We start from the raw sequence: 19,522 nt of genomic DNA, 5'->3' as shown, positions 1-19,522 counted from the left end.
ATCTTCTAGTATTCTATCATAGGAATTGGAATAATTCAACAGGTTTTTGCATTCAGAATCAATCCTGCTTTCTCTTTCTCGCCTGAATTCCTTCCAGGGAGCCAAATTCTGTTATACAGCCCAGATACTCTTCAATTCTTAAGAGCTGATTGTATTTTGCGTTTCTGTCCGAACGGCAGGGAGCACCTGTTTTTATCTGCCCGGCACTGGTGGCAACAGCCAGATCCGCTATAAAGGAGTCTTCCGTCTCACCGGAACGGTGAGAAATAACAGCGCGGTATCCTGCATGCTGTGCCATCTCTACCGCATCCAGTGCTTCTGTCAAAGTTCCGATCTGATTTACCTTTACCAGGATGGCATTGGCTACCTGAAGATCGATGCCGCAGCGAAGACGTTTAATATTTGTTACAAATAAATCATCTCCGACCAGCTGTATCTTCTTACCCAGTTCTTCGGTCATCGTCTTCCAGCCATCCCAATCCTCTTCGTGCAGACCATCTTCAATGGATATAATAGGATATTTAGCAACAAGCTCCTTATAGTATTCTACCATTTCTCCGGAATTCCTCTGCACTTCTTTTCCGGTCATGCTGCTCTCACCCGGGAAGATATATAAATCTTTCTCCTCATCGTAAAGCTCGCTTGCCGCTGCATCGATTGCAACTGCGATCTGCTCGCCGGGCTGGTAGCCGGACCGTTCCACCGCTTCCATGATAAGAGCCAGCGTTTCATCAGAATCTCTTACATCCGGCGCGAATCCACCTTCATCCCCAACCGCTGTGGATAATCCCTTTTCCTTTAGTAATTTCTTTAAATCATGGTAGATTTCCGCACACATCGTTAAGGCCTGATGAAAATTTTCCGCTCCCACAGGCATAACCATAAACTCCTGCAGATCTACTGTATTGTCCGCATGGCGCCCTCCATTCAGAATGTTCATCATGGGAATCGGCAGTTGTCTCGTATGACAGCCACCCAGATATTGATACAGAGGAAGACGCAGGGCTTTAGCAGCTGCCCTGGCGACAGCCAGGGATACACCCAGGATTGCATTGGCGCCTATATGCTCTTTATTTGTAGTTCCATCTGCCTCTATCAGAAGTTGGTCGATATATGCCTGATTCAGAGCATTCTCTCCCAGTACTGCCTCCGCCAGTTTGGTGTTTACATTATCAACAGCCCTTGAAACACCCAACCCTTTGTATCTTTTTTCTCCATCCCTCAGTTCTACTGCCTCGAACTTTCCGGTAGATGCTCCCGACGGCACCATGGCGCGTCCTGTATATCCGTCAATACCGATGATACCTTCTCCTACGGTAACCTCCACTTCCACAGTCGGATTGCCCCTGGAATCCAACACTTCTCTTGCGTAAACTCTACGAATAGGTAAATAGCGATACATACGATTTCCTCCTGTTTCACATATTCTGATACCACAAAATGCGTAGCAATCCGGAGGTATCAGAGATCAAAATACCTTTTGATCCTTGTATCATAGTATTTGCCAAATTCTTCTGATTATGCATATTTGAGGAGCTGATATCTGCAGATTTCCACACGCTTTGCGGTTTCATCACAGCAGTTTTTCATTAAGCTTTCTAATCTCTTCCTGTAATTTTGTCTCCTGGCTTGTCAGCTGAACCATAGCAAGATAGCGGGTTAATTCTTCGGAAGGATGTGTTTGTAGGAAATCCGCTCCTGCCGGATTTAAACTGATTTGATCGATAAATGTGAACAGTTCTATATTCTCTCCGCAGCTTTCCTGTATAAATTTCAGTGCCAGGAACAATTTTTTCTCCAGCTCATCTGACAGAGACCGGCATTCCTGCTTGATTTCTTCCAATTGATTTCTAATTTCATCTTCATATTCTTTCCATATGCAGAGACGTTTTCCACGAAGTCTGTAAGAATACTCCTTTAATGACCGATATATTCTGATGTCCAGATTACTTTCTGACTCTGACAGGATTTGATGTTCTTGTTTGATTTTCAGACTTTTTTCAAACCGTTGGATAAAGTTTTCAAGCAGAACCGCGGGTTCATCAAGAAGATGCTGTTTCTGGTAATCAGCAAGTTGCACTTCCACTTCCCGCATCCTCCTCATGTAGCAATCCTCTGTCTGACATTCCAAAAACATATCTGTCAGAGCTTCACAGAACATCTGGACAACTGCAAAGTGCTCATCCACACTGCCATTTTTCATATGCTCACACTGTAAATTCCATTCCCCTTTACTTATGGATTGTTGCAGAATACCCCGGATGTTATAGCCTTCCCGATATGTGCAGTACAATTCATAATAGCCGGCAAAATCCCGTGCGATCTCTTCACACTGAAGATACTCTCCTGTTACCTGCGCATCTACCGTTATGTCTAATTCTTCATAGCTGCGGATTAATACAGACAAATCCTCCCAGCCTCTTGCGGTGACAAATTCTTTTTCCACTGCTTTCTGTTCAATATAGTAAAAATTTCCCGGCTTTGCTTTGAGATAAGAGAGTATGGATCCATGAATCCCCACGCCTGAAGCATAAGTAAGCCAGGTATCACAGTCCACATCTACGGAAATGCAGCGTACACGATCCAGAGTTACGACGTCCAGCGAACGGGCAGATTTATTATATTCCTGAGGATTTCCTGCTGCGACCAGGATCCAGCCCTGAGGAATCCTGTGATTGCCAAATGTCTTGGACTGAAGGAACTGAAGCATGGTAGGCACCAATGTCTCTGAGACACAGTTGATTTCATCCAGAAACAGAATTCCTTCTCTTTTTCCCGTCTTTTCCATATATTCGCAGACAGAAGCCAATATCTCACTCATTGTATATTCGGTGACCATATGTGTGTTTCCCTGATATACCCTTTCTTTCACCAGCGGCAGCCCTACCGCACTTTGCCGGGTATGATGTGTCATTGTATATGAGACGAATCCTATGTCACAGGCCTTTGCCGCCTGAGATACGATTGCAGTCTTGCCGATTCCGGGCGGTCCGATTAGGAGAACCGGCCTTTGACGCAGCAGTGGAATCTTATAGCTTCCATGAGCATCCTTTGCAGTATAAGCAAGTATGGTATGAATCAACTCTTGCTTCGCTTCTTCTATATTCATAATCTCTCCTGACTATTTACTTCTTGATTTTCAGCTGTAAATCCAGTGCCAATGCCCATTTCGGAACTTCTGCTTTCTTTAAGGAATCATTTAAAAAGACAAAGGCTGTTTCATAATCTGGCTTATTTGCCGGATAGATTCCATCTCCATCCGTAAAATACAACATCCCTTTCAGATTCTTAATCTCTCCGGTTCTGCATTTTTCATTGACCAGCTGAAAGACCGGCCTGAAATCTGTTCCTCCAAGCCCCTTAACCTTCAGGCTTCCCGCATAATTCTCCCATGCCTCCCTGCTGGTAATATGTACCACTTCCTGAATCATGGAATCACACTGAATCACATAAACGCTCATCCGGCTGAAAAATTGTGCTCTTTCCATGAAAATAGCGTAGGTCTGTTCCAGAAATTCCCTTACAAGCTGACCAGAACAGGACCCAGAGGTATCAATCGCTATCACAAGCTCTTCCAGCCTACATACCTCCTGGTATTCCAAAGGTTCCATAAGGACGACATCCTTATAATACGTACGGCTGTACCAGTAGGGAATATAGTCAAAACCATCCAAATCCAGAGCCATTTCCTCATTATATACTGCAAACTGCCTAAGAAAAGTCTTATAATCATAACTCTTTTTCTTTTTTACAGTTACGGACCTGGTACCTTGTCCTGCACGAATCCCTCTCTTCCTGCTATTTTCTGACTCTTCTATAGAAAATTCATGCCCCTTTCCCTGCCAGTAAGCAACGATTTTTCTGGTCTCATAAAGCTTCATCCGTCGATAGGCAGTCGGATCTTTACAGTCTTTATCCACAACCAGAGTATCTTGCCAGAACCTGTGATCATCTACCTGATAAGCAGACTCCAACTCCTTAAGAACCTCCTCTGGATTTTGGGACAGCCTTAGTTTTTCCTGAATTTGCTTATATATCCCATGCAAAGTAAGTTCTTCTCTGGAATATTCGCTTTTTCTTTGATACATGTATATCTGAATATCACAGGCCAGATTCCAGATTCGGTAATCCCCTTCTGCTTTTAATGCAGGATGCATCAATATTCCATGATAAATCATATGAAGCAAGGCATGTCTTAAAAAGTCAGCATCTTTATTATACATTGTGATGACGGACATCGGTTCATAGCAGACCGTGAAACCATGTAACCCAAAGGGGTTATCTTTCTCCGTTTTCTGAAACTTAATACCTCGTAAAGCTCTTCCAAGTTCAGGATGTTCTCTGATTAATGTCTGTCTGGTAAGTGACCAGATTCGGGCCGCAATTGTTTCCATCCGCAGCTCAATTTTCCCTCTCTGGCAGTAATGACAAGTTTTTTCTTCTTCCATCCCATTTCCCTCCCCGGAAAATGTACTTTAGCTTCAGTATAGCTGTTTCTATTTTAAAGTGCAATCCCAATAAATATTCTGAATATTCTGTGTATTTATATTTAATATAGGATTTTTCAATTTACATATTGACTTATTTTAATTTGTCTGCTATTATATACATAAGAAAGACAGAAGATAAGAAAAAGGAGGTACAGTCCACCGAAAAAATATAGATTTACCCCAAACTCTAAGAAAGAGAGGTATGGACCACCAGAAATATGAATGATAACCCAATATAAAAGCCATTCGATAAATGTTAACTTATCGAATGGCTTTTAACATGGTTACTTTTTTATCAGTAAGGATTTTCCGGTCATCTCTTTGGGCTGTTCCATACCCATCAATTCAATCAGTGTCGGAACGATGTCACACAACCTCCCATCTTCTCTTAAGGTATAGGAAGGATCCGCATTTACCAGAAGGAATGGAACCGGATTCGTTGTATGTGCGGTAAATGGCTCTCCGGTCTCATAATCGATAAGCTGTTCCGCATTTCCATGGTCTGCACAGATAAACATCTGTCCATCCACCTCTTTTATCGCATCCACAGTTTTCCCCACGCAGGCATCCACAGTTTCAATTGCCCGTATCGCTGCTGTTTCAACCCCTGTATGTCCCACCATATCCGGATTGGCAAAGTTAATAATGATTACATCGTACTTCTGAGATTTGACTGCCTCCACCAGCTTATTGCAAACTTCCGGTGCACTCATCTCAGGCTGCAGATCATAGGTCGCTACTTTTGGAGATTTCACAAGAATCCTGTCTTCACCCGGATTCGGTGTTTCAATTCCGCCATTAAAGAAGAAGGTTACATGTGCATACTTTTCAGTCTCTGCAATACGCGCCTGTGTCATGTGATGCCGGGCCAGAAATTCTCCAAAAGTATTCACAATGCTTTCTTTTTTGAATGCTACCAGCTTATTCGGAATTGTTTCATCATAATCCGTAAAGCAGACAAATGTCAAATCCAGTTTTTTCTCTCTTTCAAATCCTGTAAATTCCGGATCACAGAATGCTCTGGTAAGCTCTCTTGCACGGTCCGGACGGAAGTTAAAGAAAATCACAGAATCCTTATCCTGAATGGAAGCCACTGGATTTCCCTCTTTTTCCATGACCACGGGCAATACGAATTCATCTGTCTTTCCGGTGTCATAGGAAGCTTGTACTGCCTCTGCTGCGTCGGTGCCTTTCAAGCCTTCTCCCTTTGTCAGAGCCTGATATGCCATCTCTACACGGTCCCAGCGATTATCACGATCCATAGCATAATAACGTCCGGAAATTACCCCGATTTCACCTATCTGCAGTTCATCCATCTTCGTCTGAAGTTCTTTTATATATTCCTTACCGGAGGATGGAGGGGTATCACGCCCATCCAGGAAACAGTGAACGTAGACTTTTTCCAGCCCCTCTCTTTTCGCAAGTTCCAGCAATCCGTATACATGGGTGTTATGGCTGTGTACACCACCATCGGATAACAGCCCCATCAAATGAAGGGAGCTACCCTGTTTCTTTGCATTTCTCACTGCTGTCAGGAGTTCCTGGTTTTCAAAAAAATCACCGTCTTCTATTGCCTTGGTAATTCTGGTCAGCTCCTGATATACAATACGGCCTGCACCCATGTTCAGATGCCCGACTTCAGAATTTCCCATCTGGCCTTCCGGAAGTCCGACAGCCAGACCACTGGCCTGTCCCTGTACATAGGGACACTGGCTCATAAGCTGATCCATAACCGGTGTACGTGCCTCACAAATTGCGTTATGGTCACAATTTTGATTGAGACCATATCCATCTAAAATCATTAAAACAGTTGGTTTTTTACTCATCTAAGTCTCCTTATCTATGAAAACATTATCCATTTCTGATTGTAGCAAAATTCTGCAAGGTATGCAATAATATAATTCAGGACAGCACCTTCGATAAAAACTCTTTTAACCTGCTGTTTACCGGATTGCTGAAAAACTCGCCGGGGCTGTTCTCCTCCTGTATTCTTCCTTCATCAATGAAAAGAACGCGGCTTCCAACCTCTTTTGCAAACCCCATCTCGTGCGTAACCACTACCATGGTCATGCCTGATTTTGCAAGTTCCTGCATAATTGCCAGCACTTCTCCTACCATCTCAGGATCCAAAGCGGAAGTTGGTTCATCGAACAGCATCACATCCGGTTCCATAGCCATGGCCCGGGCGATGGCTATCCGCTGTTTTTGCCCTCCTGAGAGCATGTCAGGATACGCCTGTGCTTTATCCGGAAGGCCTACTCTTTCCAAAAGCTCAAGTGCTTTTCGGTCAGCTTGCGTCTGGGACAGTTTTTTCGTCTGTACCGGCGCCAGCGTAATATTCTTAAGAACTGTCATATGTGGAAACAAGTTAAACTGCTGGAATACCATCCCCATTTTCTGACGATGAGCATCAATATCCGATTTTGGGTCAATAATATCCACCCCTTCAAAAAGAATCTGACCGCTGGTCGGCTTCTCAAGAAGATTTAAGGAGCGAAGAAAGGTGGACTTTCCGGATCCTGAGGGCCCAATCACAACAACCACTTCACCTTTACGGATATCAGTAGTAATCCCTCTCAGAACTTCATTTTTCCCAAATTTCTTTTTTAAATCTTTAACCTGAATTAAAATATCCTCATTAACGTTCACTGGTACGCAGCCTCCTCTCCAGCTTTCCAACAAGCGCACTTAAACCACATACCATAATCAGATAAATTGCCGCAACAGTAAGTAAGGGAAGAAATGCATCATACGTTGCACTCCGGATGATGTCTCCGCCTCTTGTCAGATCCGCCAGCCCTATGTAACCGCAGACCGATGTTTCCTTTAGCAATACAATAAACTCGTTGGCCAGCGCAGGCAGTACATTCTTAAACGCCTGCGGCATAATGATAAATCTCATAGTCTTTGCATAATTCAGCCCCAGTGACCGGCCGGCCTCCATCTGCCCTGCATCAATCGACATAATTCCGGAACGGACAATCTCTGCAACATATGCACCTGAATTAATACCAAAAGTCAAAGTCGCGACCATGAGCTTTGAAGCGTTTGGTGAAGTGAATATGATAAAGAAACTAATCAGCAGCTGTACGACCGTTGGTGTTCCGCGGATAACCGTCAAATAAATCTTACTGAGTAGATTCAAAAAGTTCAATAAAAATCCCGGCCTGTCCATCTTGTCATGGGAAGAGCGGATAATTGCGATAAGAAATCCTATAAATATGCCGATCAATACTGCAAAAAATGTAATTAACAGGGTATTCCCTAATCCCGTCAGCAGATACTTATAACGGTTGTCTTGTATAAAGTCTCTATGAAAAAGCTCGATAAAATGACTCATATATTGATTAACCCCAGCTCCCTTGTTTCGTATCATTTAGCTCTTACGATGATTACCTGTTTTGAAGTCGCATAGCTGTCTGTGAAATCCACATTCTGCAGCCGGTCCTCTGTAACTGTCATTCCGGCAACGCCGATATCCACCTTTCCGGCAGTCACTGCTGCTATAATAGAGTCAAATGCCATATCCTGAATCTCTAATTTTCTACCCAGCTTATCGGCAACAGCCTGAGCCATATCTGCATCAATCCCGACAATCTTGTTGTCTTCGTAATACTCATAAGGAGGAAATTCCGCATTTGTTGCCATAATCAGCTTGCCCTTGGAGGTATCCACATCCTCCGGAGACTTATATGGTGTTTTTCCTTTTTCTTCGTCAGTACCTACATAGTTTTTCTTGATGCTGTCCAAAGTTCCGTCTTCTTTAAGTTCTGTCAGTGCCGCATTGATTTCTTCTTTCAGGGCTGTATTGGATTTATCAATGGACATTGCATATTCTTCATCTGCAAAGGGCTCATCCAAAATCTTCAAGTCCGTGTTCTTCTCCACAAAAACCTTTGCAGGTTCTGTATCAATAATCACACAGTCAATCTTTCCCTGCTTCAAAGACTGAACAGCATCAGCCCCTTTATTATAGCGTTCAACTGTATTGATTTTTTTCGCTTCATACTCATCCGTAGAATAGAGATCCCCTGTAGTTCCTGTCTGAACTCCTATCTTTTTTCCGCCTGCATCCAAATCGGCAAGACTGTTGACCGTATTTTCCGGTATACTGCTTCCACATGCTGAGAATGACATCATGCATGCCGCTGCAAGAGCAAGCGCGGTAAATTTCATTTTCCTGTTTTTCATAACATCCTCCGTTCTAAATTGTTCATCAACTTTATGCACAATAAACATATCTGTGAATAAATATACATACTAAATAATTATAACAGTATTTTGTCAAAAAACAAGGGGGCAAAATAACTTTTGCCCCCAACACCTTTATATCTATTTAAATTCATTTAAAAGAGAATTTTTACTACTCCCCTTTAGGTCCGGCTTCTGCAATGTTTGCAGGCATGTTCGGATACTTCTTGGCAAAGTTATTCTGGAACATCGTGGCAAGCTTCTTAGCCTGTGCATCGTATGCATCCTTATCCGTCCATGTATCACGGGGATTCATGATCTCATCCGGAACATTAGGGCAGGACTGAGGAATATCAAGGTTAAATACTTCGTCATGTTTGTATTCCACATCATCGAATGTACCATTCAAGGCAGCCGTAACCATCGCACGTGTATATTTCAGTTTCATACGGCTTCCGACGCCATAAGGTCCGCCAGTCCATCCTGTGTTCACAAGGTATACTTTCGTATCATACTTTTCGATTCTCTCTCCAAGCATATTTGCATATACGGAAGGGTCCATCGGCATAAACGGTGCGCCGAAAAGTGTTGAGAATGTAGGCTGCGGCTCTGTAATTCCACGTTCTGTACCGGCAAGTTTGGATGTAAATCCGGTTACAAAGTGGTACATAGCAGCATTCTCATCCAGTCTTGAAATTGGAGGAAGTACACCAAAAGCATCGGCTGTGAGGAAGATAACGACCTTGGGAATTCCTCCCACGCCCGGTACCTGTGCATTGGAAATATATTCTACAGGATAGCCCACACGTGTGTTCTCCGTCAGGGATTCATCATCAAAATCAAATTCACGTGTTGTATCATCCATAACAACATTTTCTACAAGACTTCCGAACTTAATGGCATTGTAGATTTCAGGCTCATTCTCTTCTGTCAGATTGATACACTTTGCATAGCAGCCGCCTTCAAAGTTGAAAATTCCTCTGTCAGACCAGCCATGCTCATCGTCACCAATCAGCTTACGATTCGGATCTGCAGACAGGGTTGTCTTACCTGTACCGGACAAGCCGAAGAAGATTGCTGTCTCTTTTGTTTCCGGATCCATGTTCGCAGAACAGTGCATCGGAAGAACTCCTTCTTTTGGCATCAGGAAGTTCATAACAGAGAATACAGACTTTTTCATCTCGCCTGAATACTGGGTTCCACAGATAACAACCAACTTTGCTTCATAGTCTACAAGAATAGCTGCTTCTGAATGAACACCATCCACTTCTGGAATACACTTGAATCCCGGTGCAGAGATGATGGTGAAATCAGGATCTCCATAGTTGGCTAATTCTTCTTCCGTCGGACGAATCAACAGATCACGGATAAACAGGTTCTGGCTTGCAAGTTCGTTCACAATACGGAACTTTCTTGTGCAAACAGGATCAGCGCCTGCCAGACCATCAAACAGATAGATGTCGCGGTTTTGAAGGTATGCTACAACTTTCGCTTTGATTGCATCAAACTTTTCTTTTTCAATTGGAACATTTATATTGCCCCAGGCAATGTCATCATGAATAGCCGGTGTGTCAACAATAAATTTATCTTCCGGTGAACGTCCGGTATATTTGCCGGTTGTAACAACTAAAGCACCTGTATTAGATAATTTACCTTCACCTTTAATTACAGCAGCTTCAGTAAGCTGTGCCGGTGTCAGGTTACGATAAACTGCTTTTGGGTTAACAATACCCAATTTTTCAATTCCGTATGTTTCCATTGTTTAACCTCCTGGTATATTAATTTTTGTTTTTTGCAAGTTTGCAAACCACATCTTGCAATTATGCATTTTTTGGCTTTTGCCTCATACAATTTTTATTATACACTGTTTCATTAGATTTTCCAATAGCAAAATCAAAAAAATTGTTAATTTTTAAACTATATCATGCCATTCCTTCCGGATGAAACACTTCCTCAAATTTTTCTTCTGTAAGAAGTCCCAGTTCAATACAAGACTGTTTTAATGAAATATTTTCTTTATAGGCCTTCTTCGCCGCCCTCGCCGCATTATCATAACCGATATAAGGATTCAATGCAGTTACTAACATCAGAGAGTTATACAGATTATCTTTCATCTTTTTGCGGTTTGCCTTGATTCCGGATGCACAATTGTCATTAAATGACAGGATACCATCTGTAAGCAGTCTTACGGATTGCAGAAAATTGTATGCAATTACAGGCATAAAGACATTCAGTTCGAAATTTCCCTGGGATGCTGCAAACCCAACAGCTGCATCATTCCCCATAACCTGTACTGCCACCATTGTGAGCGATTCGCACTGTGTGGGATTCACTTTACCGGGCATGATAGAACTCCCCGGCTCATTCTCCGGAATATAAATCTCACCGAGCCCACACCTGGGGCCACTGGATAACCAGCGGATATCATTGGCAATCTTCATCATATCCGCTGCCAGTGCCTTCAGCCCTCCATGTGCAAAGGTAATATCATCTTTGGCAGAGAGTGCATGAAACTTATTCCCGGCAGTAACAAATTCCCTTCCTGTCAGCTCACTGATTACTTTTGCAGCTTCCACATCAAAGCCCTTCGGGGCATTCAAACCGGTTCCTACAGCCGTTCCTCCAAGCGCCAGTTCTTTTAATCCAGGAAGAGATGCTTTCAACATGCCTTTTGTCTTCTCCAGCATGTTTCTCCAACCACTGATTTCCTGTGAGAATTTTATCGGAACGGCATCCTGCAGGTGGGTACGCCCACTCTTTACCACATCTTCATTTTCATTTTCCAGACGTCTGAAAGTATCCGTCAATTTATCCATAGACGGGAAGAGTTTGTCCTCGATGCTCATGACGGCCGCAATATGCAAGGCAGTTGGAAATGTATCATTAGAACTCTGTGACATGTTGATGTGATCATTGGGGTGAAGCAGTTTTTCTCCTGCGATTTCATTCCCGCGGTTGGCGATAACTTCATTGGCATTCATATTGGACTGTGTCCCACTTCCAGTCTGCCATACAAGCAGAGGAAAATGCCCGGTCAGCTCCCCGGCAATCACCTCATCGGAAGCCTTACATATTGCATCCAGTCTTCTGTCATCCAGCTTTCCCAGTCTGTAATTCGTAATTGCCGCCGCCTTTTTAAGTAAGCCAAATGCATGAGTGATTTCTTCAGGCATCTGTTCCCCTCCGATTTTGAAATTCTGTAAACTTCTCTGTGTCTGGGCAGCCCAATATCGGTCTGCCGGTACTTTCATCTCTCCCATGGAGTCTTTTTCGATACGATACTCCAGCTTTTCAAACATACTCCAGTTCTCCCGCTTATACTGTTTTTCAGATACAGAAAACCTGCCACTGGCAGTTTTCCTTGCATACTTTGGTATAAAAAGTTCCACTCCATATTTATTACGTCCCATGGAGTGGAATTTTTATTATTGTAATTATTTCAGGTTCAGTTTAAATCTAATTCATCAATAACAGCTTGCAGCCGCTTTGAACTCTCCTGGAATTTGGTAACCTCTTCCTCACTAAGCGCTACTTCCAGTTTTCCCTTTACTCCTCCCGGTCCGACAACAGTCAGAGTGCTTGTGCAGATATCACTTACTCCATACTCTCCGTGCATCATGGAGGATACTGTAGTAACAGAATCAGAAGCCGCACTGAGCATGCCACAGAGATTTACAACAGCCATTGCCACACCATAGAAAGTTGCACCTTTACGCTTGATGATTTCACCGCCGGAAACATGCACATAGTCCTCCATCTCGTCATGCGTAAATTCCGTAATTTCTTTTCCGATACTCTTCGCAACAGCCGCATATTGTGAGAAAGGAACTCCCGAAACGTTGGCGCATGACCATGGTACGAAAGAAGAATCACCATGCTCACCAAAGACATAAGCATGTATGTTTTTCTGGGCAATACTGAGTTTTTCGGACAATACATAACGAAGCCTTGTAGTATCCAGAAGTGTGCCTGAACCAAGAACATGGCTCTCAGGCAGACCGGAAACCTTTAAAAATGCGTGTGTCATGATATCCACAGGATTGGCAACAATAAGATAAATTGCATTCGGTGCAGCCGGCACAATCTCTTTTGCAATGCTTTTCACGATATTTACATTCGTCTGCGCAAGTTCAATTCTTGACTGACCGGGCTTTCTGGGAAGACCTGACGTAATAATCACAATGTCCGAATCTTTCGCATCTTCGTATGTTCCGGAAATTATGGAAATCGGATCACGAAAAGCTGTACCCTGTACAATGTCCATGGCTTCTCCATCAACCTTTTCCTTATTGATGTCGATCATAACTAGCTCTGAGACATAGCTTTCCTGCGCAAGTGTATAAGTAATTGTCGCCCCTACACTTCCAGCTCCGATAATTGTAATTTTACTACCCATAACCATTCTCCTCTCCGTTTCTCAAGTAAGTTTGATAAATCCTTAACCATTTATCTGACACTATAGTAACCCTATGTTTTTTTTATGTCAATGCGTTTTTGAAATAAATTTGTTTTACGGTTATAGCTCCAGGCTTTTAAACTTGATTTTTTGCCGGACTACAGTTAACTTATCATAGAGCTGCGGGCAATTTCAGCCGCATCTACAGCATTTTCCGTATATCCATCCGCACCTATTTCATCGGCGAATGTCCTTGTTATAGGCCCTCCTCCAACCATAACTTTAAAATCTTTCCTGTTATGCAATGCATTCAGAGCATGTACAATACGACGCATCTCCGGCATGGAGGTAGTAAGCAAAGAAGAAATACAGACAATGTCCACATCGGGGTTATCTTTTACAGCTTCCACAAAACGCCTCGCTGAAACGTCCACGCCCAGATCAACCACATCAAAACCCACACTGCGGAACATGATCCCGACCAGATTCTTTCCAACATCATGAAGATCCCCGCCCGCCGTTCCCAGAATTACTTTCCCAAGATACCCGAAATAATCCTGTTCCATATATGGCTCCAGAAAATCCATACCCTTTTTCATCGCTCTGGCAGCCGCCAGAATGCGGGCCACATCACCGTCTTCATCTCTGTAGAAGTGCCCCACCTTCCGCATCGCCGGAAGCATGGCATCATTTAAAATATGTTCCGGATCCATACCAGAATTTACTGCATCCTGTAAAACCTTTAAAACAGTCCTTGGTTTTCCTTCCTCAATTGCGTACCTTATCTCCTCCAATGCACCCATGATAACTACCGCTCCTTATTATATATCCATTAAAAAACAGCTTGTGTAGGTAAGTGTTCCTGCTCCATAATAATAGGGTAAATTGTTATCACTGCATACCTGGCTGACTAAAAGCCCATAAGCTTCCATCGATGATATCCGCCTGTCCGGCATACGGCAAGGTTTATCCGGATAAGTGCATACGCTGCACAGCGTACAACTGCCGCTGCCAAGAGGCAAAACCCTTTTCACCGACTTTAAAAGCTCATCCCTCAGCTTCAGAAACCGTTCCTTATGCTTTTCTTCAATCTCTTTCATTCCTTCAAAATCAAAAGAATCTTCAAGTTCTCCTCTGCTCTGAACAATGATCCCGGCAGGATAAGTTTTCACCTCTTCTTCGCACGCCTCCAAAGAGCCACAACCAGGCGGACATGCCCAATTTTTATCATACATATGACATCTGTCAGCTGCGCACATATTGCGGACTTCAGGGAGCATTTTCAAAGTGCTCACATCAAGCGGTGCTGCCGCCTCAAATCCAAGCCCCAGTGCGGCCTTTACCCATTCTTCTATCATATCATCTTTCCTCCGCATTCGCAAACTCTAATTCATCCACAAATATATCCTGGAATTCCGGTTCCATGGCCAATTCTATAAATTCCACACCTCTTACCAGTTCACAGATTTCCTGAAAAAGTTTTCCGTTCAATGCCGCCAGCTTCGCTCCTTCTCCGGCAGCGTTTCCAATTCCCCTTATCCTATCCTTCAGCTCATAAGGGATTAAGCCGATGATACAGGCACTGTCTGAACTCATATAATTGCCAAAGGCTCCGGCCAAAAGTACCTGTTCAATCTGCTCCGTACCAATCGCCAGTTTCTGCATCAGCATCCTGATTCCTGCAGCTATGGCACCTTTTGCCAGCTGTACTTCTCTTACATCCTTTTGAGAAATCAGTATCTCTTTACTGTCCTCAGACTCATCCGCCTCCTGCAGGATAAACACTGGTTTCCCTTTCCGTGTTTGAAGCCGCCAGGCATTGGCTTTTCCGACTTCTGTCTTCAATTCGTCCGGTTCAGAAAAGCCACCACCGCAGTCAATAAATCCAAATTGTATAAGAAATGCAATTGTATCAATCAATCCCGAACCGCAGATTCCTGCTGCTTTCTGTGCGTCGATGATCTCCAGTTTCAGTTCCTGCCCCTCTGCGTACACGTGGCTGATAGCTCCCCTGGCTCCCCGCATACCACAACCAATCTTCGCACCTTCAAAAGCAGGACCTGCTGCCGTAGAGCAGGTAACAATTCTTTTCCGGTTCCCCATTACCAGCTCACCGTTCGTACCAATATCAATCATAAGTGTCAAGGATTCCAGACGTCCGAAGTCTACAGCCAACATACAGGCTGCCGTATCGGCTCCCACAAAACCTGCAATATTCGGCAGAATCATCACCTTCCCTTCCGGATGGATTCTCAGCCGGCATTCTGCCGCATCCTGTAATATACCTTCCTTTACCTCGGGCACATAAGGTGCTATGACAAGACTTCGGGGAGAGATTCCAAGGAACAGATGATGCATGCAGGTATTCCCTGCAATTGAAACAAGCCGGATATCCTGCGTACTGACTCCTGCTTCCCTGCATGCTGCCGATATCAGATTATTCAAGGCTTTCTGTACTACTTCCTGCATCCTTTTTCCATTATGTTCCAATACGTAATTTGCTCTTGCAATCACATCAGCCCCAAATTGAAATTGCGGATTCATGGTGCTGACAATCGAAAGCTGCCTGCCTGTCTTTCCATCCATCAAATATCCTGCTATGGTAGTTGTACCGATATCAAATGCCATCAGATATCCCTGATCGGCCCCGGGAACCGCCGGAATCACCTCTACACTTCTGCACACTCCTTCTGTCAGAATCTTATGTCTGCTTTCCGTTCTGTCTCCCGTGTGAATCACCATATCATGATCAACTTTTGTCTGACAGGCTAAAACCACTCTCTTCTCTCCATTCAGTTCTTCTATAACGCTGCATTTTCCACATATTCCCCTGCCGCCGCAGGGGGCATCCGGCTCCAGCCCAGCCAAACGCTCCGCTTCCAGAATTGTGGTATTTTCCATGACCTCAAAGGTATTTCCCAAAGGTAAAAACTTTATTTTATATCCCGCCATCTTCACCACCCTTTCACCGCTCATACTTTACTAGAAAGAAGGCTGCTGCACGATACCATGCAGCAGCCTGATTAATCATAAGAAGGGTAACTTTCATTTAAACAAGTGATTTTGCCAAAGTTGCTGCAGAAGCAGCATCTTCAGAATATCCATCGGCTCCGACCTCATCTGCAAAAGCCTGCGTAATCGGTGCGCCGCCTACCATAATTTTAATATCCTTACGGAAATCCTGTGCCGCCAGAGCAGATACAGTATCACGCATAGCAGGCATTGTAGTGGTCAGAAGTGCGGACAGTGCTACAATCTTTGTGTCCGGATTTTCGTTCACTGCAGCTATGATTTTATCCGCCGGGACATCAACGCCAAGATCGATTACTTCAAAGCCTGCGCTTTCCAGCATCATGGCTACAAGATTTTTACCGATATCATGAAGGTCGCCTGCAACAGTTGCTATAATCAGTTTTCCCAATGCTCCGGTTGCATCGCTTGCCAGGTGCGGTTTTAAAACCTCTACTCCAACCTTCATGGCTTTTGCAGCTACCAGCATCTCAGGAACAAAGATTTCATTGTTTTTGAATTTTTCTCCTACGATACCCATTGCATCAATCATACCCTTGTTCAGGATCTCGACCGGATCACATCCTTCATCCAATGCAGACTGTACCGCAGCCCCGATCTGTTTTGCTTTTCCCTTTTCAACTAATGCAGCAACTTCTTCAATTTTAGACATAATTAATTTCCTCCGCTTTTTTTATTTGTTCCAATACCGTTTCCGCGCGGTATCAGTACACAAAAATAATCTTTACTTTGCTTCCGGTTTGCTGAACAGCCCGTCACGGTAAGCACCTATGTATTCCATGCAATAATCATCTTGTCCGAGCAATGCTTCTGTGGCATAGATAAGCCCCAGCATATCCCTGTTCGTGGGATCAAGTATTCCGCTGTCAAGTCCCGCATTCATCGCCAGAACTGTAAATCCAAGATTTACATACTTACGCATCGGCAGATTAAAGGATATATTGCTGACTGCCGCTACAATGTGAATATCGGGATACTGGTTCCTCACTGTACTGATAACCTCTACGTTCATGGCAATCCCGTCCTCAGAAGTGCATAGCATCTCTACCAGCGGGTCAATATAGATTCTGGAAGGTTTAATCCCATATTCCTTTGCCTTTGCCATAATATTGTTAAATACCCTCAGACGGTCTTCCGCGGTCTTTGGAATTCCCGTATCATCACTGCAAAGGGCGATAACGTTCCATTCTGTGTCAGCAATCAATGGGAAAATCTTGTCAATCTTGTCCCCCTCCATGGATACAGAATTGATAAGACCCGGACGCTTACAGTATGAAAATACTTCTGCCAGTACTGCAGGGCTTGGGCTGTCAACGCTGATTGGAAGATCTGTGACTTCCTGTATGCAGTCAATCATCCACTTAAGGGTCTCAACTTCCTCTGCCTCCGGTACCGACGCACAGCAGTCAATGAATGTAGCATTGGCTGCAGCCTGTATTTTGGCTCTTTCTTTAATAAATTCCGAGTCTCTTTCTGCAATAGCTTTTGCCACAATCGGAATCGATCCATTGATCTTTTCACCAATGATTATCAATTGTGTTACCTCCTCTTATTTGGGCAGCCTCACAATATGACGCAAAAGGACTGCACCTAAGTTTGTTTACTATTACATTTTAGCAGACTTCTTTTTTAGGCAACATCCGCAGATGTATTGACATTTAGCTTCACTTTTCATACAATGTGTATGAAGTGATTAAGGAGGAATTTAAAGTGAAATTAAGTGAACGTATCATCTGCGAAGAATTATCATCCCACTTTCAGATTTCATTGTCAATCAGCACAAAAACCGTACTGAATCTGGGACGTCCGTATATCTATGACCCATCCCATGAGCCTTTAAAAAATCATGTGGTCATCTGCCGGGAGCAGCTGCCTGAATCCTGGGAATACCAAACAGATGACGATTATTTCATTCTGCTTCTGACACATACTGACAAAAAAGCGGAACATGATGCGGGCAAAGTGCTGAAACTTCCGGATTATATCGATATATGGGAGCTGTTCAATTATATCCAGTCCGTCTTTGACAGATATGATACCTGGGATGAATCCCTTCGTAGAATCGTTCAGCAGGAGGAGTCTCTGTCTGCTCTTCTTGATGTTAGTTTTCCAATTTTTGGGAATCCATTACTTCTCCGGGCATCCGACTATTTTTTACTGGCTTATTCGTCCGTCATTGAAGAAAAACCGGAGCTCTTTCATCTGACGGATCCAAACCTGAACTTTGAAAATCTGACCACCTGTAAACTGGACCCACTCTACAGTCAGGCACAATATTATCAGGAACCTTTTTTCTTTCCTGAGTATTTTACAGGTTCCAGAGAGTTGTGTGTGAATTTATTTGAACACCGGATATTCTCCTACCGCCTGATTCTTTCCGAAGAATTAAAGAAAATTGATACGGCCAGTGCTCCCCTTTTAGCACATCTGTCTGAATACATAAATCTCTCCTTGTCCAGAAGCGGTGCCGATAATGACCATGCAGGATACTCCCTGGAACACCTTTTAAGGGAAGTTATTGATAATAACCTGTCTGACTATACGCTTCTGGACAACCGTTTTTCGGAATACGGCTGGCTTTCTTCCCATGATTATTGCTGTCTGAGCCTGAAGACCGCCTCTCTGGACCGGCAGAATCTGACCGCAAAGTATATCTGTCACTATTTTGAAGAAATTATTACCGGGGCCTGTGCCTTTCAGCAGAATGAAGATATTATTATCTTTGTAAATCTGACACGATTCGGTAAAAACGCAGAGGATCTGATAACCTCATGTGTAGAGTTTTTAAGAGACAGTTTTTTGAAAGCAGGCATCAGCAACCCCTTTCACGGAACCTATGATCTGTATTATTGCTGCATGCAGTCCCGGATTGCTCTGGATATCGGCACGCGTCACCATCCTTATCGTTGGATTCATCGGTTTGATTCGCTTTCATTGATCTGGCTTTTGGAAAACTCCACCGGAAAGATGCCCGTACATCTTGCCTGTTCACAAAAAATCCTTCTTCTGAAAAATTATGACATAAGCCATAAATCCGACTACTGCAAGACTCTGGAAGTCTATCTTAAAAATCATCTGAATGCCGTGGCTGCCGCCCGGGATTTATACATTCACCGCAGTACCTTCCTGTATCGGCTGGATCGGATCAAGGAACTGGCCGGGATCGATTTTGAAGATGAGGATCAGTTGTTTTACCTTAATCTCTCTTACCGGATTCTTCAATTGGAAGGGACAGTTTCTCTGGAAAGATTTGAACTCCATCATTAGAATTGCACCCTCCTACAATTCGTCGGAAGTTCCGAAAAACTTTCAAACGTTCTGGGGTATTAACGAATCTTCAGGCTCTGGTTATAATGGACTTAACCAATAGGACAAACTGCGCAGTTGATCTGTTGAATAAAAGTCTCAAGGAGGA

Annotated in this window: 16 protein-coding genes; 1 reads left to right on the top strand and 15 read right to left on the bottom strand. The window is 43.6% G+C overall.

The features are described from left to right. Positions 1-58 precede the first annotated feature (58 nt). The 15 genes from eno to KNL20_RS06655 form a co-directional block, all read right to left on the bottom strand. A complete protein-coding gene (gene eno / locus KNL20_RS06725) occupies positions 59-1,402 on the bottom strand; it encodes a phosphopyruvate hydratase (protein WP_230399831.1) in 1,344 nt (447 codons plus the stop codon). A 171-nt stretch (positions 1,403-1,573) separates the two neighbouring features. Next, positions 1,574-3,109, bottom strand: coding sequence for an AAA family ATPase (locus tag KNL20_RS06720; RefSeq protein WP_230399830.1), 1,536 nt, complete (start codon positions 3,107-3,109; stop codon positions 1,574-1,576). 16 nt (positions 3,110-3,125) lie between these two features. Next, on the bottom strand, positions 3,126-4,448 hold the full coding sequence (locus KNL20_RS06715) for a vWA domain-containing protein (RefSeq protein ID WP_230399829.1): 1,323 nt from the start codon (positions 4,446-4,448) through the stop codon (positions 3,126-3,128). A 326-nt stretch (positions 4,449-4,774) separates the two neighbouring features. Then, positions 4,775-6,316 (bottom strand): 2,3-bisphosphoglycerate-independent phosphoglycerate mutase, encoded by a 1,542-nt coding sequence (gpmI, locus tag KNL20_RS06710; protein ID WP_230399828.1) that lies wholly within the window; start codon positions 6,314-6,316, stop codon positions 4,775-4,777. 76 nt (positions 6,317-6,392) lie between these two features. After that, entirely contained in the window at positions 6,393-7,139 is a 747-nt protein-coding gene (locus tag KNL20_RS06705; RefSeq protein WP_230399827.1) for an amino acid ABC transporter ATP-binding protein, read from the bottom strand. Continuing rightward, a complete protein-coding gene (locus tag KNL20_RS06700) occupies positions 7,129-7,830 on the bottom strand; it encodes an amino acid ABC transporter permease (RefSeq protein ID WP_230399826.1) in 702 nt (233 codons plus the stop codon). Before KNL20_RS06700 ends, KNL20_RS06705 begins: the two co-directional genes overlap by 11 nt. 32 nt (positions 7,831-7,862) lie before the next feature. Further along, positions 7,863-8,681, bottom strand: a complete 819-nt coding sequence (locus KNL20_RS06695) for a transporter substrate-binding domain-containing protein (protein ID WP_230399825.1) — start codon at positions 8,679-8,681, stop codon at positions 7,863-7,865. A gap of 172 nt (positions 8,682-8,853) precedes the next feature. Continuing rightward, positions 8,854-10,440 (bottom strand): phosphoenolpyruvate carboxykinase (ATP), encoded by a 1,587-nt coding sequence (gene pckA / locus KNL20_RS06690; protein WP_230399824.1) that lies wholly within the window; start codon positions 10,438-10,440, stop codon positions 8,854-8,856. A 163-nt stretch (positions 10,441-10,603) separates the two neighbouring features. Continuing rightward, positions 10,604-11,968, bottom strand: coding sequence for a class II fumarate hydratase (fumC, locus tag KNL20_RS06685; RefSeq protein WP_230400054.1), 1,365 nt, complete (start codon positions 11,966-11,968; stop codon positions 10,604-10,606). A gap of 158 nt (positions 11,969-12,126) precedes the next feature. Further along, positions 12,127-13,077 carry an L-lactate dehydrogenase gene (locus KNL20_RS06680; protein ID WP_230399823.1) on the bottom strand — a complete coding sequence of 317 codons (951 nt, stop codon included), beginning with the start codon at positions 13,075-13,077 and terminating at the stop codon, positions 12,127-12,129. Positions 13,078-13,241: 164 nt separating this feature from the next. Next, entirely contained in the window at positions 13,242-13,880 is a 639-nt protein-coding gene (locus tag KNL20_RS06675; RefSeq protein ID WP_230399822.1) for a cobalamin B12-binding domain-containing protein, read from the bottom strand. An 18-nt stretch (positions 13,881-13,898) separates the two neighbouring features. Then, entirely contained in the window at positions 13,899-14,435 is a 537-nt protein-coding gene (locus KNL20_RS06670) for a DUF2284 domain-containing protein (protein WP_230399821.1), read from the bottom strand. A 1-nt stretch (position 14,436) separates the two neighbouring features. After that, a complete protein-coding gene (locus KNL20_RS06665) occupies positions 14,437-16,029 on the bottom strand; it encodes an ASKHA domain-containing protein (RefSeq protein WP_230399820.1) in 1,593 nt (530 codons plus the stop codon). A gap of 97 nt (positions 16,030-16,126) precedes the next feature. Continuing rightward, the gene (locus tag KNL20_RS06660) at positions 16,127-16,759 is read right to left on the bottom strand and encodes a cobalamin B12-binding domain-containing protein (RefSeq protein WP_230399819.1); all 633 of its coding nucleotides are present in this window, start codon (positions 16,757-16,759) and stop codon (positions 16,127-16,129) included. Between the two features lie 72 nt (positions 16,760-16,831). Then, positions 16,832-17,641: a methyltetrahydrofolate cobalamin methyltransferase gene (locus tag KNL20_RS06655; RefSeq protein ID WP_230399818.1), complete on the bottom strand. Its 810-nt coding sequence runs from the start codon at positions 17,639-17,641 to the stop codon at positions 16,832-16,834. A 176-nt stretch (positions 17,642-17,817) separates the two neighbouring features. On the opposite strand from KNL20_RS06655, the gene KNL20_RS06650 reads away from it, so the two are divergent. After that, entirely contained in the window at positions 17,818-19,374 is a 1,557-nt protein-coding gene (locus KNL20_RS06650) for a PucR family transcriptional regulator (protein WP_230399817.1), read from the top strand. The last annotated feature ends 148 nt before the right edge of the window (positions 19,375-19,522 follow it).

The sequence above is a fragment of the Novisyntrophococcus fermenticellae genome (assembly GCF_018866245.1).
GTDB classification, from domain to species: domain Bacteria; phylum Bacillota; class Clostridia; order Lachnospirales; family Lachnospiraceae; genus Novisyntrophococcus; species Novisyntrophococcus fermenticellae.
This window is presented reverse-complemented; position numbering and strand designations above follow the sequence as displayed.

Bases quoted from the DNA above. Each gene is read 5' to 3' on its own strand.
- pckA (WP_230399824.1), bottom strand. From the start codon at position 10,440: ATGGAAACATACGGAATTGAAAAATTGGGTATTGTTAACCCAAAAGCA.
- eno (WP_230399831.1), bottom strand. From the start codon at position 1,402: ATGTATCGCTATTTACCTATTCGTAGAGTTTACGCAAGAGAAGTGTTG.
- KNL20_RS06695 (WP_230399825.1), bottom strand. From the start codon at position 8,681: ATGAAAAACAGGAAAATGAAATTTACCGCGCTTGCTCTTGCAGCGGCA.
- gpmI (WP_230399828.1), bottom strand. From the start codon at position 6,316: ATGAGTAAAAAACCAACTGTTTTAATGATTTTAGATGGATATGGTCTC.
- KNL20_RS06715 (WP_230399829.1), bottom strand. From the start codon at position 4,448: ATGGAAGAAGAAAAAACTTGTCATTACTGCCAGAGAGGGAAAATTGAG.
- KNL20_RS06700 (WP_230399826.1), bottom strand. From the start codon at position 7,830: ATGAGTCATTTTATCGAGCTTTTTCATAGAGACTTTATACAAGACAAC.
- KNL20_RS06665 (WP_230399820.1), bottom strand. From the start codon at position 16,029: ATGGCGGGATATAAAATAAAGTTTTTACCTTTGGGAAATACCTTTGAG.
- KNL20_RS06670 (WP_230399821.1), bottom strand. From the start codon at position 14,435: ATGATAGAAGAATGGGTAAAGGCCGCACTGGGGCTTGGATTTGAGGCG.
- KNL20_RS06660 (WP_230399819.1), bottom strand. From the start codon at position 16,759: ATGTCTAAAATTGAAGAAGTTGCTGCATTAGTTGAAAAGGGAAAAGCA.
- KNL20_RS06680 (WP_230399823.1), bottom strand. From the start codon at position 13,077: ATGGGTAGTAAAATTACAATTATCGGAGCTGGAAGTGTAGGGGCGACA.
- KNL20_RS06720 (WP_230399830.1), bottom strand. From the start codon at position 3,109: ATGAATATAGAAGAAGCGAAGCAAGAGTTGATTCATACCATACTTGCT.
- KNL20_RS06675 (WP_230399822.1), bottom strand. From the start codon at position 13,880: ATGGGTGCATTGGAGGAGATAAGGTACGCAATTGAGGAAGGAAAACCA.